Genomic DNA, 23456 nt, shown 5'->3' on the forward strand with positions numbered 1-23456 from the left:
GGGCCTTCGCCACGTCCGCCGGGTCGCCCGGGCGGGCGTCGCACGGCGGCAGGCGAAGGGGGCGGGCGAAGGGGGCAGGCGTCGTCAGACGACCTGGTGGAGCCAGCGGACCGGGGCGCCCTCGCCCGCGTAGCGGAAGGGTTCCAGTTCGTCGTCCCAGGGCTTGCCGAGCAGCTTGGCGATCTCCGCCTCCAGCTGGGTCTCGCCCTGCGCCGAGCGGGCCAGGGCGGCGCGCAGCCGGTCCTCCGGGATGAGGATGTCGCCGTGCATGCCGGTGACGGCGTGGAAGATGCCCAGCTCGGGGGTGGCGCTGTAGCGCTCGCCCTCGGCCGTGGGGCAGGGTTCAGCGGTGACCTCGAAGCGGAGCATCTGCCAGCCCCGCAGCGCCGAGGCGAGTTTGGAGGCGGTGCCGGTCTGGCCCTGCCAGGAGAACTCGGCTCTCCAGGTGCCGGGGGACGCCGGCTGGCGGATCCAGTCGAGCTGGACTCTCGCACCGAGGACGCCTGCCACCGCCCATTCGACGTGCGGGCACAGCGCGCGCGGTGCGGAGTGAACGTACAGGACTCCACGTGTCGTCACCGGGACCTCCAGTGTGGGACGAGGTTCGCCTTTCCCAGCGGCCTCAGTAAACAGCATCGGGAGTGAAACTTCGCAAACCCCCGAAAAAGGGACAGCATGTGACGTGATGTAATTTACCGGAGCCGGTCGGCAAAGGTGCCTCTGGTTCGACGGGGGAAAAGCTACCGTGCCGCACCGCCCTTGGGGTGACGTACGGTCGGTCCGAGGGCGGCTGGACACCAAGCTTTCACCCGCCAGGACGTCGAACGGAAGCCGGAGGAGGGCTCGGATCATGCGCGGCCGGCAGCGTTTTCGTACCGCACTCGCCTCCGCGGCGGCGGTCCTGCTCTGCGCGGGCGCGGTGGCGGGCTGCGACACGGCCGGGACCGGGGCCGCCGCGCCCGCCCCGAAGGCGAAACCGAAGCCGAGGCCCGCGGTCGTCTGGGACAGCTCCCCCGCCTCCCTGGCGGCCGTCGGCGACTCCATCACCCGCGCCTTCGACGCCTGTGCGGTCCTGGCCGACTGCCCGGAGGCCTCCTGGGCGACCGGCACGGACACCGCGGTCAACAGCCTGGCGCTGCGGCTGCTCGGCCCCGAGCGGGCGGCCCGACACAGCTGGAACCTGGCGCGGACCGGCGCGCGGATGGCGGAGCTGCCGGGGCAGATGGAGCGGGCCGCCGCCTCCGCGCCGGAACTGGTGACGGTCATGATGGGCGCCAACGACGCCTGCCGGGACCGTACGGAACTGATGACCCCGGTCGAGGAGTTCCGGACCTCCTTCGCGTCGGCGCTGGCCACCCTGCGGGCGGGGGCGCCGAAGGCGCAGGTGTACGTGTCGAGCGTGCCGGACCTGCGGCGGCTGTGGTCCACCGGGCGGGTCAGCCCCAGGGGCCGTGAGGTGTGGAAGCTGGGGATCTGCGCCTCGATGCTGGCCGACCCGCTGGACGCGAGCCCGGCCGCCGAGCGGCGCCGCGCCCTGGTGCGGGACCGGGTGGTGGCGTACAACGAGGTCCTGAAGGAGGTCTGCGCGAAGGACGCGCGCTGCCGGTACGACGGCGGGGCGGTCTTCGACTTCCGCTTCGGCGGGGCGCAGCTCAGCCCCTGGGACTGGTTCCATCCGAGCAGGGACGGCCAGGCGCGGCTCGCGGAGATCGCGCACCGGCAGGTGACGGCGCCCGAGCCGCCCGCGTAGGGTTCCGGATCATGAGGATCACGAGTGAGCCCTTCGGTTCGGTCGACGGTACGGACGTGCGGCGCTGGACGCTCGAGCGGGGCGCCGTGCGGGTGAAGGTGCTGACGTACGGCGGCATCGTGCAGTCGGTCGAGACGCCCGACCGGGACGGCACGCCGGGTGAGACGGTCCTCGGTTTCCCGGACCTGGGGGGCTATCTGAAGCGGCCGGAGCCGTACTTCGGCGCCCTGGTGGGGCGTTACGCCAACCGGATCGCGGGCGGCGTCTTCACCCTGGACGGCCGCACGCACCGGCTGGCCCGCAACGGCGGTCCGAACAGCCTCCACGGCGGTGAGCGCGGCTTCGACAAGCACGTGTGGGACGCGCGCGAGGTCGAGGACGGGGTCAGGCTGTCGCGGGTGAGCCCGGACGGCGAGGAGGGCTTCCCCGGCCGGCTCGACGTCTCGGTCACGTACGCGCTCGACGAGGAGGGCGGGCTGCGCATCTCCTACCGGGCGCGGACGGACGCCCCGACGGTGGTGGCGCTGACGAACCACTCGTACTGGGCGCTGGGCGGCGAGCAGGAACTGCGGGTCTCGGCGGGGCACTTCACTCCGTTGGACGGGACGGGCGTGCCGACCGGGGAGATCGCCCCGGTGGGCGGCACCCGGCTCGACTTCCGGTCGCCGCGGCGGGCCGGGGTCGGGATCGACGACAACTTCGTGCTCGACGCGGGTGCCTCGGACGCGTGCGAGCTGTACTCGCCCCTGACCGGGCGGGTGGTGACGGTGGTGACGAGCGAGCCGGGGCTCCAGGTGTACGCGTCGGAGACGTACCCGGGGATCGCGCTGGAGACGCAGCGGTTCCCCGACTCGCCGAACCGGCCGGAGTTCCCCTCCTCGGTGCTGCGTCCGGGCGAGCTGTACGCCTCGGAGACGGGGTACCTCTTCTCGACGCGCTGAAGCCCCGGGGCGGCTGTCAGGTTCCGCCCCGGGACTCGTCGCGTGCCCCCGACGGGGGTCAGACCTCCAGCGTGACGGTCAGGCGGGTGTCGGTCAGGGAGCGCGCGGCCCTGACCTCGTAGGCGCCGGGGACGAGCGTCCAGGCGTGCCTCCCCTCGTCCCAGATCTCGAAGGCGCGGCGGGGCAGCGGGATCTCGACGTCGAGGGACGTGCCGGGGGCGGCCTCGACGCTCGCGAAGCCGGCCAGCCAGCGGGTCGGCCGCTCGGCGGTGTCCGCGGCCGGCGCGAGGTAGATCTGGACGACCTCGCGGCCGGTGCGGGTGCCGGTGTTGGTGATCCGGACGGTGGCCCCGGCCGGGGTCGCCTCCAGGGAGTCGTACGACCAGGTCGTGTAGCCGAGGCCGTGGCCGAAGGGGTACGCGGGGGTGGCGCCGGCCTTGTCCCAGGCGCGGTAGCCGATGAACACGCCCTCCTCGTAGTCGAGTCGGCCGTCGGTCGGCGCGGTCGTGGTGACCGGGGTGTCGGCGAGGGCGGCGGGCCAGGTGGTGGGCAGGCGTCCGCCCGGCTCGGCGGCACCGGTCAGGACGTCGGCGAGCGCGGCGCCACCCTCCTGGCCGGGGAACCAGCCGAGGACGACGGCGGCGACCTCCTCGCGCCAGGGCATCTCCACCGGGGAGCCGGCGTTGACGACGACGACCGTGCGGGGGTTGGCGGCGGCCACGGCGCGTACGAGGTCGTCCTGGCGGCCCGGGAGGGCGAGGTCCTTGCGGTCGAAGCCCTCGGACTCGACGCGTTCGGTGGTGGCGACGACCACGACGGCGGTGTCGGCGGCACGGGCGGCCTCGACGGCTTCGGCGATCAGTTCGTCGGGGTCGCGGCGCGGACCGACGTGGACGAAGGAGAACATCACGGCCGGCAGGGGGGCGGCGAACTCCTTGTCCAGCGGGTGGAGGAGCGACACCTCGACGGTCCGGCCCGCGGTGAGCGCGACCCTGGCGCGCTCGACGGGGGCGCCGAAGAGCGCCTCGAAGGGGTCGGTCTCCGGCCCCATGGCCTGGACGCCGTCGAAGACGGTCTCGCCGGCGACGGTGAGGGTGAAGGCGCCGAGGCCGCGCGTGCCGAAGGAGTGCTCGCCGCTCTCGCGGGGGGTGAACGTGCCGACGATTTCGATGGAGGCGAGGGCCTCGTGGGTGACGCCGGCCGGGAGGTCGTCGCCGATCCACTGGACCTGACCGTTGGGCAGGGTGCCCTCGCCGAGGACGGCGCCCTCGGCGTCGTAGCAGATCGCGCGGAGGGTGAACCCCTGTTCGGCGGGGGACAGTTCGTCACTCGGATCGGCGCCGACGCGGAAGGTGAGGGCGCCTTCGGGCAGGGCGGCGGTGAGGCCGTCGAGTGGGGAGACGATGTGGTCGGGGAAGACCTGGGCGGAGCCGCCGCCGAGGATCCGGGCGTCGCGGGCGGCGGCGCCGGAGAGGGCGACCGTGTGGCCCGCGGCGAGCGGGAGGGCGCCGTTCTCGTTGCGGACGAGGACGAAGCCGCGGTGGGCGATCTCGCGGGCGAGCGCGTCGCCGTCGACGCCCTCCGGGGCTTGGGTGACGACCGGCGGGGCGCCTTCGAGGGCGCCGACGCGGGCGGCGAGCCGCAGGACGTTCCGTACCGCCCGGTCGACGGCCGCCTCCTCGACCTCGCCGGCTCGGACGGCGGCGGCGAGCGCCTCGCCGTAGACGGTGTGCGGGCCGGGCATGGCGAGGTCGAGGCCGCCCTCGATGCCGCCCCTGGTCGAGCGGGCGGCCATCCAGTCGGAGACGTTGCAGCCGTCGAAGCCCCACTCACCGCGCAGCACCTCGTTCACGAGGTGGTGGTGCTCGGTCATCGTGACGCCGTTGACCTGGTTGTACGCGGTCATGATGCCCCAGGGGCGGGCGTTCTTGACGATGGCCTCGAAGGGGGCCAGGTAGAGCTCGCGCAGGGGGCGTGCGGCGATCGTGTTGTCGACGGTGAAGCGGTCGGTCTCGGCGTCGTTGGCGACGAAGTGCTTGACGGTGGTGCCGACGCCTCCGTCCTGGACGCCCTGGACATAGCCGGTGCCGATCTCGCCGGTGAGGTACGGGTCCTCGCTGTACGCCTCGAAGTGGCGGCCGCCGAGCGGTGAGCGGTGCAGGTTGACCGTGGGGGCGAGGACGACGTGGACGCCCTTGCGGCGGGCTTCCTGGGCGAGGAGGCGACCGGCGCGGCGGGCGAGGGAGGGGTCCCAGGAGGAGGCGAGCGCGGTCGGGGACGGCAGGGCGACCGAGGGGTCGTCGGCGGTCCAGCGGACACCGCGGACGCCGATCGGGCCGTCGGACATGACCAGGGACGCGAGCCCGATCCCGGGCAGGGCCGGGAGCGACCACATGTCCTGTCCGGCGAGCAGCCGGGTCTTGGTCTCCAGGTCGAGCAGGGCGAGCGCCGCCTCGACGGCTCGCTCGCGGGCCTCGTCCCCACCGGCCCGCGCACTGATGTCTGCCACGGCGTTCCTCCTCGTTGAAGTGCTGTGGCGGCCATGGTGGCCCGGTTACCTGTAGATCGGTAGGTTACGTTATATATTCGTTATCACCGGATGCCGTACGGTCCTCTCGAACAGGGACGTTCGTGCGGAGGGGAAGGGAGCCGGGCGATGGTGCGGGCCAGGAGCGAGGAGCGGCGCGCGGACATCGTGCGCGCGACCCTCGAGGTGATCGCCGAGCGCGGCTACCGCGGCGCCTCGCTGGGCTCCGTCGCCGAGCGCGTCGGCCTGACCCAGCAAGGGCTGCTGCACTACTTCCCGACGAAGGAGGCGCTGCTCGTCGCGGTCCTGGAGGAGCGCGACCGGTGGGACACGAGCGGCGGCCGGGACCGGGAGGGCTGGCGGATCGACCTGCTCGACTCGCTGGTGGAGTACAACGCCATGCGCCCCGGGATCGTGCAGACCTTCTCCGCGCTGCTCGGCGAGAGCGTGACCGACGGCCACCCGGCGCGGGAGTTCTTCACCGAGCGGTACGCCCAGGTCCGCGGGGAGATGGCCAAGGTCCTGCGCATGGAGTTCGGCGAGCGACTGCCCGGCGGCCTGACCCCGGAGCGGGCCGCCCCCCTGCTCACGGCGGTGATGGACGGTCTGCAGTACCAGTGGCTCCTCGACCCGGCCGCGGTGGACATGCCGGGCGCCTTCCGAGACTTCCTGGCGCTGCTGCGGGGCGGCGGGCCCGACGAGGACGAGGGCGGGCGGCGTTGACGCGGTCGGGCCAAGAGGGCGCGCTGTAGCGGGAGTTGCGGGTGGGGCGGGATACTTCCCGGGCCCGCCACTGGCCCCGCAGGAAGGCTCGACCGTGCCCCGGATACGTACCGCCCCGTTCGGACTCGCCTCGCCGTCGCCACCGCCACCCTCGCCACCGTCGCCCTCGCCCTCGTCCCGCCACCTGCCTCGGCCGCGACGGACGCCGGCCCGAGCGGCGGTGCCGGCGGCCCGGCCGGCGCGGTCGAGGACGCCCGGCTGGACCGGGCGGTCCCCCGCGAGATCCTGCGGCGCAGCGGATTCGACACCGTGGCGGCCGAGTTCGGCCGCGCGCTGGCGGGCGCGGGCTCCTACCGGGAGGCCGAGCGGACCGTCGTGGGCCAGGGCGCGCGGCTGTGGCGGCGCGCGGTCGACCGCGCCCAGGGCCGGGGGCCGGCGATCGGGGACCTCGCCCGGGACGACGACCGGCCGCTGTACTGGGCGCGGCTCGGCATGATCCGCGAACTGCGCTCCTGGCAACCGGACTTCGCCGTCGAGGACGCCGCCAGGGCCCGGCTCCTCGACCGGCTCGAACGCTCCTCGCGCGGCCAGGACTCGATCCACCACCCCGCAGGCAAGGGCTTCAGGAAGGTCCTGCTGACGGGCTTCGACCCGTTCACGCTGGACCGGGACGTACGGATCGGCAACCCCTCGGGCGCGACGGCGCTGGCGCTGGACGGAACCTGGATCCGCACCGCGGACGGCGGTCGCGCGCGGGTGGAGACGGCCGTCTTCCCGGTCCGCTGGGCCGACTTCGCCGACGGCACCGTGGAGCGGGCGCTCCGCGAGACGCTGCCGCGCGTGGACCTGTTCACCACCGTGAGCCAGGGCCGAGTGGGCCGCTTCGACATCGAGCGGTACAACGGCGCCTGGCGGGGCGGCTTCCCCGACAACGAGAACCTCTCCCGTACGGGGACGGTCCCGGTCGCCGACCCCGCCACGCAGCCGCAGTGGACGACGACGACCCTTCCGTACCGCGCGATCGTGGCGGCGGGGACCGGGCCCTTCCCGGTGTACGACAACACGGCGGTGACCGAGATCCCGGCCGGGTCGACCGGACCGGTGGCCCGCCCCGACGGCCCGACGGCGGGCTCCACCGCCCGCGCCGGCGGAGGCGGGGACTACCTCTCCAACGAGATCGCCTACCGGGCCACCCTGCTGCGCGACCGGCTGGGTCTGGCGGAGCTGCCCGGCGGCCATGTCCACACGCCGGTCCTCCGGTTCGGCGCGGGCAACACGGACCCGGCGACGGGCGCGGTCACCGACCCGGAGTTCGAGCGCGAACGGGCGGCCATCGTCGCGCAGGTGCGGGCGGTCATCGGGGTGGCCGCGGCCTCGTCCTGAAGGGCTTCCCCCGGGGCGGTGACGGCGGGGATGATAGCGGCATGATCGTGGCAGCAGCGCAGTTCACCCCGGTCGCGGGGGACATCGAGGCGAACGTCCGCACCATGGCGGAGCTGATCCGGTCGGCCGGCGCCGACGGCGCGCGGCTCGCCGTCTTCCCCGAGCTGGCCCTGACCGGGTACGAGCCGACGCTCGTCCACGGCGACGCGGGGCTCTGCCTCGCCGAGGACGACGAGCGCCTCGCGCCGCTGCGGGAGGCCTGCCGCTCCGCCGCGGTGGCGGCCGTCGTCAACGGGCCGGTGCGGACGGCGGACGGCCGGCCCGGGATCACCTCGCTCGTCCTCGGCCCCGACGGCGGCCTGCTCACCCGCTACGACAAGCGGCGGCTGTACGACTTCGAGCAGGAGGTCTTCGCCGCGGGCGAGCGGGACGGCCGGTTCGCCCTGGACGGGGTCCGGTTCGCCTTGGCCACCTGCTACGACAACCGCTTCCCCGAGGTGGCCGAGCGTGCCGCCGCCGACGGCTGCCGGGTCTATCTGGCGAGCTCGGTGCTCACGCTCGACAACGACTCCTTCGAGAAGGTCTATCCCGTACGGGCCCGGGACTTCGGTCTCGACGTCGTGCTGTCCAACGTCCTGGGCCAAAGCGAGGCGGGCGAGTGCGGGGGCGCGAGCGGTGCCTGGGGTCCGGACGGCGAGCGGATCGCCGACGCGGGGACGGCCGACCCGGGGTACGCCCTCGTCGAGGTCGGCGTCTGACCGGCACCTCTGGCCGGGAGGCCGGGGGGCCGGGCCGCGTCCGATCGGCGCCCCGGAACCTGAAGGCCCGCGGTGTGGGCGGGTCCCCGTCGGCCGCCGCCGGCGAGGCCCCGCTCCCCGTCACTCGTAGGAGAGATCGGCCGCCGTGTAGCGGCAGGTCACGCCGTCGGGGCCGGTGCCGATCTCGGTCGGCTCCTTGCCCGTGTTGTTGCCGGTGAACCGCGTGCACGGCTTGATCTTCTTCTTGGTGTCACCGTGGATGCGGATCGACCGCAGGGCCGCGGTGTCGCCGTAGTTGGCGTTGACACCGACGATCGACGTGCCCGGCGCGGTGATGTCCACGTCGTTGACGATGATCGTGCGCTTGTACTGCTTCGTGCAGTTGCCGCAGGAGCGGACCAGTTTGCCGAACTCCGACACCTGGAACTTGGTGACGACCAGCTTGCCGGCGCCGTTGAACTGGAAGACCTTGTCGGAGGCCTTCCGCGCGCCGCCGCCGTACACCGTGTAGACCGCCGATGACGACGTGCCCTTGAAGGTGGCGGCGTCCTCGCCGACGTCCTCCCACCAGACGTTCTGCAGGGTGCAGCTGCCCAGGCAGTGCACGCCGTCGGCGGCCGGGGAGCCGATGATCACGTTCTTCAGGGTGGCGCCGTCCTTCAGGACGAAGAGGGGGCCCTGGTCCTCGTCCTGGCCGCCCGAGCCCAGCTCACCGGTGCCGTAGAACCGCTGGTAGCCCCCGTCGTAGGGGCCGGAGACCTCGATGGTGCGCGGGACCGGCCTGGTGCCCTTGGCCTGGGGCCACGCCGTCGCCGCGCCCGCCGGGGCGAGCAGGCCGTTGGTCACGAGGGCCGCGCCGGTGACGCCGAGCGCGGTCAGCCCGCCGATCAGGGCGCGGCGGCGCCCCGCCCGTCGACGGTGCCGTACGCGCTGTTCCGTTGTGCGTGGAGTCATACCTGTCTCTTCCTTCAGTGGCGGAGGTGCTGCGTCTCCTTGTCGCCACCGAAGGAGGAAAGGTTGCCGCCGGCCGGTCCGCCCGCCGGATTTCCGTCGCCCCGGTCGTCCCCGGCCGACTCCCCCGTCAGCTCGCGGGCCATCAGCGTGGCCCCGGCGACCGCGCCGGGCATCAGGAACACCGCGAGGAAGGGGACGACGAAGGCGAGGGCCAGGGGGACGCCGAAGCCGAGGGTCAGCATCCGGCGGCCGCGCAGCATCCGCAGCCGCTCCTTCTGCCCGACGCTCCGGCGCTGCAGGGCGACCGACGTCAGCTCATGGGCGAGGAAGAAGCCGGAGACGCAGAAGCCGAGCACGGGGACCACCGTCTGCCCCACCACGGGGATGAAGCCGGCGGCGAAGAGCAGCACGCCGTAGAGCGCGACCCGGAGCAGGATCCGCACGCTGTCGCGCGCCGAGATCCACAGCTCGCGCCAGAGCGGCAGGCCGGACTCCGGGACGTCCCCGCCCTCGGTGCGGTCGACCTGCTCGGAGAGCGACTCGTAGAACGGCTGGCCGATCAGGAGCGTCACGGCGGTGAAGGTGACGACGGCGAGGAAGAGCCCGAAGACGAAGACGAGGGCGGTGAGGAAGCCGCGGACCAGGCCCTGCCACGGCGAGGTCCAGTCGGCGGCGAACGGCGTCGCCCAGGTCGCCAGGTCGTCGGCGCCGTACCCGAGGCCGACCAGCGCGCCCACGTACAGGAGGAGGGTGACGAGGCCCGGCAGCAGGCCGAACCCGAGCCACCGCCCGTGCCGGCCGACCCACTTCTGACCCTGCAGCAGATAGCCGAACCCGGCCCCGAAATCACGCATGCGGATCACCCTATCGGGCGGGCGGAAAAGGCCCTCTTGTTGTCCGGGGCACGACAGGATAGACCCCTTGCGTACTGATCACCCACGGAGGTTGCGTACGTATGGCGAAACCCGGACCGGTCCTGATCACCGCCGCCTTCACCGCCCTGGGCGCGCTTCTCCTCGGCTCGTTGCCCGCGAGCGCCGCACCGCCCGGGCCTCATGATCCCCGCCCGGTGCGCGAGGGGGCGGGCCGGGAGCAGGCCGCGCCCGTGCCCTCCGACCCGTCGGCCGCGCGCCTGGGCGCCTGGGCGCCGGCCGGCGAGCTCGCCGCGGATCCGGGGGCCTCCCCGCGGCGGGAGGGCGGGTACCCGCGCCGTACCGTCCTGACCGCCCCGCCCGTCGACCCGGCCGACGCGTCGATCAAGCTGGGTCTGGCTCCGTACCACGCGCTCGCGCCGCGGCTCGACGCGCTGCAGCGGCTCGGCGACCGGGTGAGCGTGGAGGTCGCCGGACGCTCGGCCCGCGGCCACGAGCTGTATCTGGTCACCGTCACCGCCCCCGAGTCCGCCGGGCAGGCGCGCGAGCAGGAGCGGATGCGCGAACGGATCGAGAACGCCCCCGCCGCGGCCGCGAAGGACCCGCGGATCAAGGCCGCGTACAAGACCCCGGTCTTCATCAACAACAACATCCACGGCAACGAGTGGGAGGGCACGGACGCGGCCCTGAAGCTGATCGAGGAGCTGGCCCGCGCAACCGACCGCAAGACCGCCGGTCTGCTGGCGACGACCCGCGTCCATGTGAACGTGACCGCCAACCCGGACGGCCGGATCGCCGGCACCCGTGCCAACGGCAACGGCTTCGACCTGAACCGGGACTTCGTCACCGCCTCGCAGCCCGAGACGCGTGCGATGCGGCGGATCGCCATCGAACGGCAGCCGGCCGTGATGCTCGATCTGCACGGGTACGTCAACGGCACGCTGATCGAACCGACGACTCCGCCGCACGGCGAGAACTACGAGTACGACCTCTTCCTGAAGAACGCCTACGCCAACGCGCTCGGCATGGAGAAGGCCGTGAACGGGCTCGGCTACACGGCGGCGAAGGACGGCGTCGAGCCGGCGGTCATCCCCTTCCGGGACTGGCCGGAGGGCTGGGACGACTGGCCGCCGATCTTCACCCCGCAGTACATGCCGTTCCAGGGGACCGTCGCCTCGCACACCGTCGAGTTCCCCCTGACGGTGAACAACGCGGCCTACGAGTCGCTGCCGGTGGCCGAACTGCGCCGCAGGGCGGCCGTCAACGTCGACATCGCGGGTGCGGCGATGCGGGCCACGCTCGACTACACGTACCGGAACCGGTCCTCGGTGATCGCCGACCAGATCGAGACGTTCCGTCGGGGCGCGGCGGGCGAGGCGCAGCGGCCGGTGTCGCCGGAGACGGTGCCGGGCGTGCCGGGGATCGGACCGGAGGATGTGTACACGACCGCGTTCCCGCGCGGGTACGTGATCCCGGCGGGCCGCTCTCAGCGCTCCTCGGTGGCGGCCGCGCGGCTGGTCGACCATCTGATCGCCAACGACGTGCGGGTCGGGCGGGCCGTCGACGGCTCGTACGTGGTGGACATGCGCCAGCCGAAGCGCGGCATGGCGAACGTGATCCTGGCCGAGGGCCGGGACATCAGCGCGGACGTGTCGGCGATGTACGACATCTCGGGGTGGAGCCTGGGGCTGCTGTGGGGGGCGACGGTGCGGAAGGTCACCGACGGCCCGCTGCCCCTCGTCGTGCACACGGTGCGCGCCGCGGCCCCCACCGGGTCGGTCGCGCCGTTCGGGGACCTGCTGCTGCGGCTCGACGACCCCGGGGAGCTGGCCGCGGTCAACGCGCTGCTGGCGCGGGGGGTGACGGTGCGGCGGACGGCGGACGGCTCGGCGCTCGTGCCCGCGTCGGCCCGGCGGGTGGCACGGGAGCTGGCGGACCGGTTCGGGGTGGTCTTCCGTGCCACGGGGGAACGGGGCGGGGCGCCGCTGGAGCGGACCCGGGTCGCGGCCTCGGCGACGGCCGGTGAGCTGACCGCGCTGCGGGGAATGGGCTTCGAGGTGGTGCCCGTCTCCACACGGACGCTGAACGAGGGCTTCGACTGGTCGACGGCCGACGTCCTCTTCGTGTCGCGGGGCCTGGAGTACGGGGAGCTGACCCCGGCGGCCCGGGAGGCGCTGCGGGCGGGCGGCGCGGGCGTGGTGGCGGTCGGCCCGGAGGGCGCGGCGTTCAACGCGGCGGCGGGCTTCCTGGAGGTCACGGCCGTGGAGGGCAACGGGGACGCCAACGGTGTGGTGCGGGTCCGCAACGCGGGCGGGGCGATCACCGGCGGGGCGCCGGCGTACAGCTTCGTCTACTCGCCGGTGTGGTTCACGGAGCTGGGCGCGGGGGTGCGGGCCGAGCAGCTGTACGGCACGGCCGCTCCGCTCGTCTCGGGCCACTGGCGCGGCGCGGAGACGGACGGCCGGGGCGGGCCGACCGACGCGGCGGGCCGGGCGTCGGTGGTCGGCGGCACGGCGGCGCACGGCGCGCCGGTGGTGCTGTTCGGCACGGAGCCGCTCTTCCGCGACCACCCGAAGGGCGTGTTCGCCCAGGTGGGGCGGGCGCTGCTGAGCCGCTAGGCGGCGAGCCGGCCGCGGCGCGGGCACGGCGGGCCCGGCTTCGGCGGGACGGACAGCGAAGAGGCCGCACCCCGGTCGGTCGGGGTGCGGCCTCTCACCAGCTTACGCGCAACTCAGACGGTCAGTTCGACCGTGATGTTGCCGCGGGTGGCCTTGGAGTACGGGCACACCTGGTGGGCCTTCTCGAGCAGGCTCTTCGCGGTCTCGACGTCCACGTTCGGGATGGTCGCCGAGATCTTGACGATGATGCCGAAACCGTCGTCGTTCTTGCCGATGCCGACCTCGGCGGTGACCGTCGAGCCGGATATGTCGGCCTTCTCGTTGCGGGCCACGACACCCAGAGCACCCTGGAAGCAGGCGCTGTACCCGGCGGCGAAGAGCTGCTCGGGGTTGGTGCCGGCACCGGAGCCGCCCATGGCCTTGGGCGGGTTGACGACGACGTCGAGCTGGCCGTCGTCGGTGACGACACGGCCGTCGCGCCCGTTCTCGGCGGTGGCGACAGCGGTGTACAGGACCTCGGACTGCTGGATGGACATCTGTCTCTTCCTTCTGACGATTCGCCGCGACTCGCGCCCACGATCGCGACGGCTGAGGAGAGACTAGCCGGTCACCGAAACGATCATCTTCCCGGTGTTGTCGCCGCGGAGCAGGCCGAGGAAGGCCTCCGTGCCGTTCTCGATGCCCTCGACGAAGGTCTCGCGGTACTTCAGCTCGCCGGAGCGCAGCCATCCGCCCACCTCCTGGACAAACTGCTCCTGGAGGTCGTAGTGGTCGCCGACGAGGACGCCCTGGAGGCGCAGCCGCTTGCCGATGATCATGGCCATGTTGCGCGGCCCGGGCACCGGCTCGGTGTCGTTGTACTGCGCGATCATGCCGCAGATGGTGGCGCGGCCGTGCACGTTGAGCGAGGAGATCGCGGCTTCGAGGTGGTCCCCGCCGACGTTGTCGAAGTAGACGTCGATGCCGTCGGGGGCGGCCTCGCGGAGCTGGTCCCTGACCGGGCCGTTCTTGTAGTTGAAGGCGGCGTCGAAGCCGTACTCCTCGACGAGGAGCTTGACCTTCTCGTCCGAGCCGGCGGAGCCGATGACCCGGGAGGCGCCCTTGAGCTTCGCCATCTGGCCGACCTGGCTGCCGACGGCGCCGGCCGCGCCGGAGACGAAGACCGCGTCGCCCTCCTTGAAGGAGGCGACCTCGAAGAGGCCGGCGTAGGCCGTCAGGCCGGTCATGCCGAGCACGCCGAGGTAGGCGGAGAGCGGGGCCAGGTCGGGGTCGACCTTGGTGGCGTGCCGGACCGGGACCTCGGCGTACTCGCGCCAGCCGAGGCCGTGCAGGACGTGGTCGCCGACGGCGAAGCCCTCGGCGTTCGAGGCGATGACCTCGCCGACCGCGCCGCCGTCCATGGGGTGGTCGAGCTTGAACGGGGGGACGTACGACTTCACGTCGTTCATCCGGCCGCGCATGTACGGGTCGACGGAGAAGTGCACGTTGCGCACGAGCACGCGGCCTTCACCGGGTTCGCCGACGGGGACCTCGCGGAGGGCGAAGTCGGCGGGGGTGGGCCAGCCGTGCGGGCGGGCGACGAGGTGCCACTCACGGCTGGACGCGGGAAGTACGGACATCTGCACGGCCTCCTGGAAAAGCTTCACATCGAGAAAACTTCAGGCTGCTGATACTTCACAACCTCAAACAACCATGCTCCTGGATATTTCATGTTGTCAAGTATCTGGGTACGATGACCCTCATGGCCTCACCCACAGATCCCGTTACCCGCGAAGTCGTCGAACTGATCGGCGCCGTCGTCTCGCGGTACTACGCGGAGTACGAGCAGGCGGCCGCGCAGCACTCCCTCACCGGGGCGCAGGCCCGGGTCCTCGGGCTGCTCTCGCTGGAGCCCGTCCCGATGCGCAGGATCGCGCAGAAGCTCAGGTGCGAGCCGTCGAACGTCACGGGGATCGTCGACCGGCTGGAGTCGCGCGGCCTGGTGGAGCGGCGCCCCGACCCGGCGGACCGCAGGGTCAAGCTGGCCGCGCCCACCCCGGCGGGGGTCGAGACGGCGGGCAGGCTCCGGGAGTCCCTGGACTTCGCCCGCGAGCCGCTCGGGCAGCTCACCGAGGTCGAGCGCGCCCTGCTGAGGGACCTGCTGAAGAGGATGCTGGGCCAGGACGCGGAGTAAGGAACGCGCGCCGCCCGCGGAGGACACCGGGCCGGCCGCCACCGACAGCTGCAGCCGGGCGCTCCCGGCACGGCGGCGGGCGTTCCCCGCCCCGGGCCCGCCGCTACCAGCACCAGAAGAGGACGCAGGTCGACTTGGTGGGCGCCGGGGGCGGCGGGGGCGGCGCGGTCGTCGGCGCGCCGGGGTCGGCGGATCCGGTGGGCGTGGTGCCCGGGGTCGGCGAGCTCTCCCCTGGGGACGGCTCGTCGGCCGGGGCGGACGAGGACGGCGAACCGGAGGGCGTGGCGTCGCCGGGCGGGCCCGTCGGGCCCCCGCCGGAGCCCTGGGAGCCGCCCGTGTCCCCGGTCCCCTCCCCCGTACCCCCCGACCCGCCGTCCGAGGAACCGCCGGACGAACCGCCCGCCGCCGACACCCGCGAGGCCGTCGCGGACACCGAGGCCGGCACGTCGACCGAGCTCGGCCCCTCCGAGGGGCCCGTGCTGTGCGAGGGCACCGGAGGCAGCGACGTCTCGACGATCTCCTCCTCGACGGCGACGGCCGCGCCGTCGTCGCCGGGCGGCTCCAGGGCCAGCTTGGCCAGGCTCAGCGTTCCTGCCGCCAGGACGATCCCGAGCGTGCCCACCAGGACGTTGCGGCCCCGGCGGCTGCGCGCCCGCCGCCCCTTGCGCGAGGACGCCCGCCCGGACGAGCCGGCCGCTCCGGCACCCCGGCGCGCGGCTCGGCGGCCCCCCGGGTCGGGGCGCGGCGGCTCGACCACGTCCAGTTCGTAGACGTGCTCGGCCGCGGGCGCGTCGTCGGCGGCGCGGGGGGTGTCGTACCTCAGCTCCTCGACGGGGGTCCCGCACCCGGCACAGGCGAGGGCGCCGTTGAGATGCCTTCGGCACCGGTGGCAGTAGTCCATGGAGCCCGCAGGCTATGTGCCCCCCGCACCGCACAGGTACCCATGAACGTGAGGATCCTGTGAGGAAACCCCAGGTCCACGGCGTGCCGTCACCAATCTCCCGCTTCGGGCAGGATGGGCACATGAAGCCGTCAGCGCCGGTCGGGGCCTTCGGGCCGCGGGAGTTCCAGCTGGTCCTGCTGCGCCGGATGGCCGACCACCAGCCGGAGCTGGCCGAGGACGCCATGCGCGCGCTCGGCGCGAGCCGGACCGAGATGCGCGAGGCGAACCGGCGATGGCAGGCGTGGGCCCACGCCCGGCGCGGACCGGGCGAACTCCACCGCTACCGCTCGGCTCTCGGCGAGCCCGAGACCCGCCGGGTCGTCGAGGAGTACTCCTCCGAGATCCTGCGGTGGCCCCTGCCGCTCTGGCCGGAGCTGCGCTGGGAGGTCATGGTCGGCCCGCTCGGCCGTCGCGCCGCCCCGGACGTGTGGGGCCGGGGCCTGGTCAGGGCGCCGGGCGCGCCCTCCCCCGAGCTGCGCACGGAGGCCGACCTGCGGCCGTGGGGCTGCACGCTGAGCGAGGTCGGGAACGCCTTCCCGCCGGCCCGGGTGCGCGACGGCAGCGCACCCACGCGGCTGCGCCTCGACTTCACCCTCCCCGACGGGACCGCGCGGGCCGCCGAGTTCACCTGGGGCCTGCTGCAACGCCTCCTCTGACCTTCCGTCGGCGGAAGGCGGCCCCCCGGGCGGCTCAGCCCAGCGCGCGCCCCGCCCGGCGGAAACGCACGATGCGAACAGGACGCCGAAGCACCACCGCGTACACCTCGCTCCGTGCCAGCACCGCACTCCGGAGGATCTGCCGTGACCGTCAGCCTTGACCAGCTGCGCCGTTGCCATGTCGCCGTCGACCTGGGGGCGGCCCGCACCCGGGTCTTCGTCAAGGGCGCCGGCCTCGTCGTCGACGAGCCCAGCGTCGCCGCCGTGAACACCCGTACCGGCGCGCTGATCGCCGTCGGCGCGCTGGCCGAGAAGATGACCGGTCGCACGCCGGACTACATCCGGGTCGTCCGGCCCGTCTCGGGCGGCACCGTCGTCGACATCGAGATGGCCCAGCGGATGCTGCGCCACCTCCTCGGCGAGAAGCTCCGCCGCCAGCTGCGCCGCAAGCCCCGGCTGCGGGCCGCCGCCTGCACCCCGCACGACAGCGACCCGCTCGCCCAGCGCGCCGCGGTCGAGACCCTGGTCGGCCTCGGGGCGCGGCGGGTGGAGCTGGTCGACACGCTGATCGCGGCGGCCGTGGGCTGCGGACTCCCCGTCGAGCAGCCCACCGCCACCATGATCATGGTGTGCGGGGCGGCGACCACCCAGGTCGCGGTGCTCTCGCTGGGCTCGATCGTCACGGCCCAGCGCATCCCCGTCGGCGGCGACGCGATCGACCACGCCGTCATCCAGCACCTGCGCCACCAGCACGAGCTGATGCTGCCCAGCCAGTCCGTGCGCCCGCTGCAGCTCGCGCTCCGGGGCAACGGCCTGACCCTCCAGGGGCCGACCTCCACGGAGATCCACGGCCGGGACGTGGCGACCGGCCTGGCCCGCTCGGTGACGGTCGACACCGCCGCCGTGCGGGACGCCATCCACACCCCGCTGACCGCCGTCCTGGACGGCATCGGCAAGATCCTGCGCGAGTGCCCGCCCGACCTGGTGGCCGACCTCGCCGAGCGCGGGATCATGATGGTCGGCGGCAGCGCGCTGCTCCCCGGTCTCGACGAGATGCTGCGCGAGGCGACCGGCATGCCGGTGCACATCGCCGAACGGCCCGACGTCTGCGCGATCCTCGGACTCGGCGCGATGCTGGAGGGCAAGATCCAGCCGATGGTCCTGGACCGGGCGGACCCGCTGGCCGAGGTGGAATGACCGGCCCGACATTCCGTTTTCTTCCGCTTGTACGACAATGAGCCCATGTCGATCATGGACGCGGACGAACCGGCCCCCCGCCTGCCGGCGCTGCTCGAAGCGGTCCTCAGCGTCGGCACCGACCTCGAACTGCGGGCCACGCTCCAGCACATCGTGGACTCCGCGGCCGAGCTGACCGGGGCGCGCTACGGTGCGCTCGGGGTGGTCGATCCCGAGCGCCGGCGGCTCACCGACCTGTTCACGGCCGGTCTTACGGAGGCCGAGCGGCAGCGGATCGGGCCTCTGCCCGACAAAGACGCCGGTGTCATCGGCCTGCTGCTCCAGGATCCCCGCCCGCTGCGGCTCGAGGATCTGACGGCCCATCCGCGCTCCGGCGGGGTCCCCGAGGGGCACCCCGCGATGCGCTCCTTCCTCGGCGTCCCGATCCGGGTGCACACCGAGGTGTTCGGCAACCTCTACCTGACCGAGAAGCGGGGCGGCCCGTTCACGGACGAGGACCTGGCGCTGCTGCGGGTCCTCGCCTCCCAGGCCGGGATCGCCATCGGCAACGCCCGGCTGTACGAGACCGCCCGGCAGCGCGAGCGCTGGATCGAGGGCGCGGCGGCGGTGACGACGGCCCTGCTCACCGGGGAGCCGGCCGAGGGCGCGCTGACGACCGTCGCCGAGCAGGCCCGGCTGCTCGCGGGAGCCTCCGCCGGGGTCGTCCTGCAGCCCACCGAGGAAGGTGGCATGGAGATCGTGGCGGCCTCGACGGACGGCGATCCCGGGGACCTGGTGGGCACCACGATCGCCCCCGGTTCCGGCGTCCTCACCCAGCTGCTCGGCGGTGAGGCGGTGTTCGTGGAGGACTCCGCGACCGATCCCCGGATGACCACGCACGTACGGTCGCGCTTCGGGCCCTCGATGATGCTGCCGCTGCAGAGCGGCGGGAGGCTCATCGGCACCCTCGCCCTGCCCCGGCGGCGCGGGGGACCTCCGTACACGGCGGTGGAGCGGCTGCTGGCCTCGCAGTTCGCCTCCCAGGCGGCGCTCGCCCTGGTCCTCGCCGACGCGCGGCACAACCGCGAACGGCTCGCCGTGTACGAGGACCGGGACCGGATCGCGCGTGACCTGCACGACCTCGTGGTCCAGCGGCTCTTCGCGACGGAGATGATGCTGGAGTCGACCCGGCGGCGGGCGGCGGAGTCCTCCGACGAGAACACGCTGCTGGGGCGGGCCGTGGACGAGCTGGACTCCACGATCCAGGAGGTGCGGACGACGATCTTCGCCCTCCAGCAGCCCCCGGCGGACGCCCCGACCTCCTTCCGCGGGCGGGTGCTGCGGGAGACGGGCGGCGCGGCGGCCCTGCTGGGCTTCCAGCCCTCGGTCCACTTCTCCGGCGCCGTCGACACGCTCGTCGACGGCGCGGACGGCGACCGGCTCCTCGCCGCCCTGCGCGGGGCGCTGGCGGCGGCCCACCGCCGGCCGGGCGTCACGGCGCTCACGGTCGAGGTGGCGGCGCCGCCGGAGGGCCCGCGCCTGACCGTCACCGACGACGCGGATCCGCCGACGACGGTGCGCTGGCCCTGATCCGGGGCGCCCCCGGCCGCCCCCCGGACGGCGCAGTCCGGCGCGACCGGCGGAGCGGTGCGACCTTGACTGGTGGGGTGGACACCGACGCGAAGCCCTCCCCGGCCGCCTACCGGAACCTCGTGCTGGCCACGATCGGCTTCACGCTCACCTTCTGGGCGTGGGCCCTGATCGCGCCGCTCGGCAGCTGGTACGGCGACCGGCTCGCCCTCAGCTCCGTCCAGCAGTCCTTGCTGGTGGCCGTTCCCGTGCTCGTCGGATCGATCGGCCGGATCCCGGTCGGCGCGCTCACCGACAGGTACGGCGCGAAGCTGATGTTCCCGCTCGTCTCGGCGTTCACGATCGTGCCCGTCCTGCTGCTGATCCCGGCGAAGAACTCGTACGGCGCGATGCTCGCCGTCGGCTTCCTCCTGGGGCTGGGCGGCACGACGTTCGCCATCGGCATCCCCCTGGTCAACTCCTGGTTCCCGCCCGCCAAGCGAGGGCTGGCCCTCGGTGTCTTCGGCATGGGCATGGGCGGGGTCGCGCTGTCCGGCTACTTCACCCCGCGCATCGCCGAGCACGGCGAGGACCTGCCGTTCCTCGTCGTCGCGGTGGCCCTCGCCGGCTACGCCGTCCTGGCGTTCCTCCTCGTCACCGACCGCCCCGACCGGCCCGTCCCCACCGCCTCCCTCGCCACCCGGCTCGGCCGGGCGGGGCGGCTGCGGGTGACATGGGAGCTGTCGGCGCTGTACGCGATCGGCTTCGGCGGCATCGTCGCCTTCGGCGTGTACCTGCCCACGTACCTGAAGACCTGGTACGCGCTCGACCCCACCGATGCCGGCACCAAGGCGGCCGGATTCGCGCTGGTGACGGTCGTCTTCCGGCCGCTGGGGGGCTGGCTCTCCGACCGGGTCCACCCGGCCCTCGTCACCTCGGGCGCCCTCGGCTTCGTCGCGCTCCTCGCGATCGTCCAGGCGTTCGACCCGCCCCTGAACCCGGGCGGCACGATCGCGCTGCTCTGCATGGCCGCCGGGCTCGGCACCGCCAGTGGATCCGTCTTCGCGCTGGTCTCCCAGGTCACCCCGCAGCCACAGGTCGGCAGCGTGACCGGCATCGTCGGCGCGATGGGCGGCCTCGGCGGCTTCGTCCCGCCCCTGGTCATGGGCGCGATCTACAGCGCCAAGGACTCGTACTCCATCGGCTTCATGCTCCTGTCCGACCTGGCGCTGGCGGGCTGCGTGTACGCGTACGGGCGGATGCGGACCATCCGGCCGACGCGGGACGGGGTCGAGGACCAGCCGCCCGAGGTGAGCAAGGTCGCAGCGCCCCGCCCCTGACGCGCGGGCAGAATGCCTCTCGGCATCCCGCGACGCGAGGAGAACGACCGATGAGCGCGCTCTTCCCGGCCCTTGCGGCCGGCCCGGCCGGTGGTGACCGGCCCGCCCTGCGCTTCGGCGCCGACACCCTGACGTACGGCGAACTGGCCGCCGCGGCGGGCGCGCTGGCCCCCCGGCTGAAGGACGCGGGCCGGGTGGCGCTCTGGGCCACGCCCACGGCCGGCACCGCGGTCGCCGTGGTGGCGGCGCTGCTCGCCGGAGTGCCGGCCGTCCCGCTCAATCCGCGGACCGGCGAGCGGGAACTGGCCCACATCCTCGGCGACAGCGTGCCCGGCCTGGTCCTGGCTGGCGCGGCGGACGACCTCCCGGCGGGTCTGGCGTCGCTGGAGCGGGTCGACGTGGACGTACGGGCACGGGGCCCGGTGGTGGCGGAACCCGACGCCGCCGAGTCGCCCGCCCTGATCGTCTACACCTCCGGCACCACCGGGCCCCCCAAGGGCGTGGTGCTCTCCCGGCGCGCGGTCGCCGCCTCCCTGGACGCCCTGGAGGAGGCGTGGGCGTGGACGGCGGACGACGTCCTCGTCCACGCGCTGCCGCTGTTCCACGTCCACGGGCTGATCCTGGGAATCCTCGGCCCGCTGCGGCGCGGCGGTTCCGTACGGCATCTGGGCACGTTCTCGGTGGAGGGCGTGGCCGGGGCGCTCGGCGAGGGCGGCACGATGCTGTTCGGGGTGCCGACGATGTACCACCGGCTGGCCGACGCGGTGGCCTCCGACCCGGCCCTGGTCCGGGCGCTGGCCGGGGCGCGGCTGCTGGTCTCGGGCTCGGCGGCGCTCCCGCTGCACGACCACGCGCGCCTCGGGGCGGCCACGGGCCGCCAGGTCGTGGAGCGGTACGGGATGACCGAGACGCTCATGCTGACGAGCGTGCGGGTGGGCTCCGACCCGCGCCCCGGCTCGGTGGGACTGCCGCTGCGCGGCGTGGAGCTGCGGCTGGTGGAGGAGGACGGGACGGAGATCGAGGCCCTGGACGGGGAGAGCGTCGGCGAGATCCAGGTCCGGGGCCCGAACCTCTTCAGCGCGTACCTGAACCGGCCGGACGCCACGGCGGCCGCCTTCGACGGGGACTGGTTCCGCACGGGGGACATGGCGGTCCGGGACCCCGACGGGGCCGTGCGGATCGTGGGCCGCAAGGCGACGGATCTGATCAAGAGCGGCGGCTACAAGATCGGGGCGGGCGAGATAGAGAACGCGCTCCTCGACCACCCGGACGTCCGCGAGGCCGCGGTCACCGGCGAACCCGACCCGGACCTCGGCGAGCGGATCGTGGCGTGGATCGTCCCGGCGGACCCGGAGCGTCCCCCGGCCGCCGAAGCACTGTCCGCCCATGTGGCGGCCCTCCTCGCTCCGCACAAGCGCCCCCGGACGGTGCGCTTCCTGGCTGCCCTGCCGCGCAACGACATGGGCAAGATCCTCAAGAAGGCGCTGCCGGGGGCGGCGGCGCTCGATGACTGAGCGACTCACGGCGCGCGAGGTGATCGCGCTGGTGGCGGACGACTTCACTCCGGCGGCCGCTCCGGCGCCGGGGGCCATCGGCCCTGAAGGACGACCCCCGGCCGATGCGGCCGTCCCGGCCCCGGTCGCACAAGCCCCGGGCGGCCCCGGCCCGGACGGGCGAGCGGCGGACGGGCGAGCGGCGGACGCCCCAGGCGCCCCCGCCCCGGACGCACGGGCTTCCGACGGCCCCGCTCCGGGCTCCCCCGCCCTGGACGGGCGAGCTCCGGACGGGCGCGTCGCCGGCAGGCCCGGGTCCGACGGGCCGCTCGGCTGGGCGGGTTACGACGCCTCGCGCGCCCGGGCCGCCGAGCGGACCGGTGAGGACGAGTCCGTGCTGTACGGCGTGGCGACGGTCGGCGGGCGCCCGGTCGTCCTCGTGGCGTTCGAGTTCGGATTTCTGGGGGGCTCGCTCGGGCGGGCGGCCGGTGACCGGCTCGTCGCCGCGTACGACACGGCCCGGGAACGGCGGATACCGCTGGTGACGCTGGTCGCGACCGGCGGCAGCCGGATGCAGGAGGGCATGGTCGCCCTCACCCAGCTCCAGCGCGTGGCGGCCGCGACGGTGCGCCTGCGGGCGGCCGGCGTCCCCCATGTGGCGGTGCTCCGCGACCCGTCCACGGGCGGCGGCTGGGCCACGGTCGGCGCCGGGGCGGACGTCGTCCTCGCCCTGCCCGCCGCCCAGGTGGCCTTCGCCGGCTCCCGGGTCCGCCCGCCGGAGGCCGATCCGGCGGCCTACACCGCCGAGGACCAGTGGGAGCACGGCCACGTCGACGCGATCGTCCCGCCGGAGGAGCTGCGCGACGCCCTCTCGCGCTGGGTGCGGCTGCTGAGCGGCACGCCGGGGCCGGAGCAGGGGCCCGCCCCCGTACCGCGTGCCCTTGCCGCCGCCGGGCCGCCCGGGACGGGGTGGGCCGCCGTCAGCAGGGCGCGCGACCCGCGCCGGGCGCGCGCCGGGGCCTATCTGGACGCGTACTTCGAGGAACGGGCGGCCGTGCGCGGCGACCGGGCCGGTGGGGTCGACCCCGGGGTGGAGTGCGGGTTCGGGATCCACGCCGGCCGGGTCGTCGCGTACGCGGCGCAGGACGGCTCCGCGACCCGGCCCGCGGGATTCCGGACGGCGGCCCGGCTCGTCCGCCTCGCCGACCGGCTCGGAATCCCCGTCCTGACCCTGATCGACACGCCCGGCGCCGCCAACGACGCCGCGGCCGAACGGGCGGGAGCGGGCCCGGCCATCGCGGAGGCGTTCGCCGCGATCGCGGCGGCCGGTGTCCCGGTGACCTCGCTCCTGATCGGCGAGGGCGGCTCCGGCGGCGCGCTCGCCCTGGCCGCCGCCGGGAACACCTGGACCACCCCCGACGGCTACTTCTCCGTCATCGCGCCCGAACTCGCCGCGGCGATCCTCAAGCGGCCGCCCGACCGGATTCCGGCCACCGCCGACCAACTGCGCCTGCGTCCCCAGGACCTGGTCGCCCTCGGCGTGGTGCGCGGGATCGTCACCCCGCAGGACGGATGACGCC

20 protein-coding genes are annotated in these 23456 nt (G+C 74.2%); 13 read left to right on the forward strand and 7 right to left on the reverse strand.

Annotated features, from left to right (window positions below):
* Positions 1–84: 84 nt before the first annotated feature.
* A complete protein-coding gene (locus ACZ68P_RS03115; protein WP_365717224.1) occupies positions 85–579 on the reverse strand; it encodes a DUF3145 domain-containing protein in 495 nt (164 codons plus the stop codon).
* Positions 580–850: 271 nt separating this feature from the next.
* Between ACZ68P_RS03115 and ACZ68P_RS03120 the strand changes: the two genes are divergently transcribed.
* Both ACZ68P_RS03120 and ACZ68P_RS03125 read left to right on the forward strand, forming a co-directional pair.
* Positions 851–1750 (forward strand): SGNH/GDSL hydrolase family protein, encoded by a 900-nt coding sequence (locus ACZ68P_RS03120; RefSeq protein ID WP_471001697.1) that lies wholly within the window; start codon positions 851–853, stop codon positions 1748–1750.
* An 11-nt stretch (positions 1751–1761) separates the two neighbouring features.
* Complete coding sequence (locus tag ACZ68P_RS03125) at positions 1762–2691, forward strand: aldose epimerase family protein (protein ID WP_471001700.1); 930 nt, start codon at positions 1762–1764, stop codon at positions 2689–2691.
* 58 nt (positions 2692–2749) lie between these two features.
* Here the strand turns inward: ACZ68P_RS03125 and ACZ68P_RS03130 are convergent, their stop codons facing one another.
* Positions 2750–5200, reverse strand: a complete 2451-nt coding sequence (locus tag ACZ68P_RS03130) for a glycoside hydrolase family 3 protein (protein ID WP_471001703.1) — start codon at positions 5198–5200, stop codon at positions 2750–2752.
* 147 nt (positions 5201–5347) lie between these two features.
* Here ACZ68P_RS03130 and ACZ68P_RS03135 point away from each other — a divergent pair, with 147 nt between their 5' ends.
* From ACZ68P_RS03135 to ACZ68P_RS03145, 3 genes are read left to right on the forward strand one after another with little or no spacing between them, the layout of a single operon-like run.
* Positions 5348–5941 (forward strand): TetR/AcrR family transcriptional regulator, encoded by a 594-nt coding sequence (locus ACZ68P_RS03135; RefSeq protein WP_471001706.1) that lies wholly within the window; start codon positions 5348–5350, stop codon positions 5939–5941.
* 51 nt (positions 5942–5992) lie between these two features.
* Positions 5993–7324, forward strand: coding sequence for a pyroglutamyl-peptidase I (locus tag ACZ68P_RS03140; protein WP_471002433.1), 1332 nt, complete (start codon positions 5993–5995; stop codon positions 7322–7324).
* A 41-nt stretch (positions 7325–7365) separates the two neighbouring features.
* Positions 7366–8082, forward strand: coding sequence for a carbon-nitrogen hydrolase family protein (locus ACZ68P_RS03145; protein WP_471001708.1), 717 nt, complete (start codon positions 7366–7368; stop codon positions 8080–8082).
* Positions 8083–8202: 120 nt separating this feature from the next.
* On the opposite strand, the gene ACZ68P_RS03150 is transcribed toward ACZ68P_RS03145, so the two are convergent.
* Both ACZ68P_RS03150 and ACZ68P_RS03155 read right to left on the reverse strand, forming a co-directional pair.
* A complete protein-coding gene (locus ACZ68P_RS03150; protein WP_471001711.1) occupies positions 8203–9036 on the reverse strand; it encodes a pectate lyase in 834 nt (277 codons plus the stop codon).
* 14 nt (positions 9037–9050) lie between these two features.
* Positions 9051–9890 (reverse strand): EI24 domain-containing protein, encoded by an 840-nt coding sequence (locus tag ACZ68P_RS03155; RefSeq protein WP_471001714.1) that lies wholly within the window; start codon positions 9888–9890, stop codon positions 9051–9053.
* A 101-nt stretch (positions 9891–9991) separates the two neighbouring features.
* Between ACZ68P_RS03155 and ACZ68P_RS03160 the strand changes: the two genes are divergently transcribed.
* Complete coding sequence (locus tag ACZ68P_RS03160) at positions 9992–12526, forward strand: M14 family zinc carboxypeptidase (protein ID WP_471001717.1); 2535 nt, start codon at positions 9992–9994, stop codon at positions 12524–12526.
* Positions 12527–12639: 113 nt separating this feature from the next.
* Here ACZ68P_RS03160 and ACZ68P_RS03165 read toward each other — a convergent pair whose 3' ends face one another.
* Both ACZ68P_RS03165 and ACZ68P_RS03170 read right to left on the reverse strand, forming a co-directional pair.
* A complete protein-coding gene (locus ACZ68P_RS03165) occupies positions 12640–13062 on the reverse strand; it encodes an organic hydroperoxide resistance protein (protein WP_471001720.1) in 423 nt (140 codons plus the stop codon).
* A 63-nt stretch (positions 13063–13125) separates the two neighbouring features.
* Complete coding sequence (locus tag ACZ68P_RS03170) at positions 13126–14145, reverse strand: NADP-dependent oxidoreductase (RefSeq protein WP_471001723.1); 1020 nt, start codon at positions 14143–14145, stop codon at positions 13126–13128.
* 122 nt (positions 14146–14267) lie between these two features.
* On the opposite strand from ACZ68P_RS03170, the gene ACZ68P_RS03175 reads away from it, so the two are divergent.
* A complete protein-coding gene (locus ACZ68P_RS03175) occupies positions 14268–14699 on the forward strand; it encodes a MarR family winged helix-turn-helix transcriptional regulator (RefSeq protein ID WP_471001726.1) in 432 nt (143 codons plus the stop codon).
* Positions 14700–14802: 103 nt separating this feature from the next.
* Here the strand turns inward: ACZ68P_RS03175 and ACZ68P_RS03180 are convergent, their stop codons facing one another.
* A complete protein-coding gene (locus ACZ68P_RS03180; protein WP_471001729.1) occupies positions 14803–15600 on the reverse strand; it encodes an SCO2400 family protein in 798 nt (265 codons plus the stop codon).
* A gap of 122 nt (positions 15601–15722) precedes the next feature.
* Here ACZ68P_RS03180 and ACZ68P_RS03185 point away from each other — a divergent pair, with 122 nt between their 5' ends.
* The 6 genes from ACZ68P_RS03185 to ACZ68P_RS03210 all read left to right on the forward strand — a co-directional run bounded on the left by ACZ68P_RS03185 (position 15723) and on the right by ACZ68P_RS03210 (position 23452).
* Positions 15723–16298 carry a hypothetical protein gene (locus ACZ68P_RS03185; protein ID WP_471001732.1) on the forward strand — a complete coding sequence of 192 codons (576 nt, stop codon included), beginning with the start codon at positions 15723–15725 and terminating at the stop codon, positions 16296–16298.
* Positions 16299–16442: 144 nt separating this feature from the next.
* Positions 16443–17495, forward strand: a complete 1053-nt coding sequence (gene mreB, locus ACZ68P_RS03190; RefSeq protein WP_471001734.1) for a rod shape-determining protein MreB — start codon at positions 16443–16445, stop codon at positions 17493–17495.
* Positions 17496–17540: 45 nt separating this feature from the next.
* The gene (locus ACZ68P_RS03195; protein WP_471001737.1) at positions 17541–19064 is read left to right on the forward strand and encodes a GAF domain-containing protein; all 1524 of its coding nucleotides are present in this window, start codon (positions 17541–17543) and stop codon (positions 19062–19064) included.
* A 77-nt stretch (positions 19065–19141) separates the two neighbouring features.
* Positions 19142–20383 carry a nitrate/nitrite transporter gene (locus ACZ68P_RS03200; protein ID WP_471001740.1) on the forward strand — a complete coding sequence of 414 codons (1242 nt, stop codon included), beginning with the start codon at positions 19142–19144 and terminating at the stop codon, positions 20381–20383.
* A gap of 50 nt (positions 20384–20433) precedes the next feature.
* Positions 20434–21897 carry an acyl-CoA synthetase gene (locus ACZ68P_RS03205; protein WP_471001743.1) on the forward strand — a complete coding sequence of 488 codons (1464 nt, stop codon included), beginning with the start codon at positions 20434–20436 and terminating at the stop codon, positions 21895–21897.
* Complete coding sequence (locus tag ACZ68P_RS03210) at positions 21890–23452, forward strand: carboxyl transferase domain-containing protein (protein WP_471001746.1); 1563 nt, start codon at positions 21890–21892, stop codon at positions 23450–23452. Before ACZ68P_RS03205 ends, ACZ68P_RS03210 begins: the two co-directional genes overlap by 8 nt.
* Positions 23453–23456: the final 4 nt, after the last annotated feature.

Source organism: Streptomyces sp. NPDC036822 (assembly GCF_055609145.1).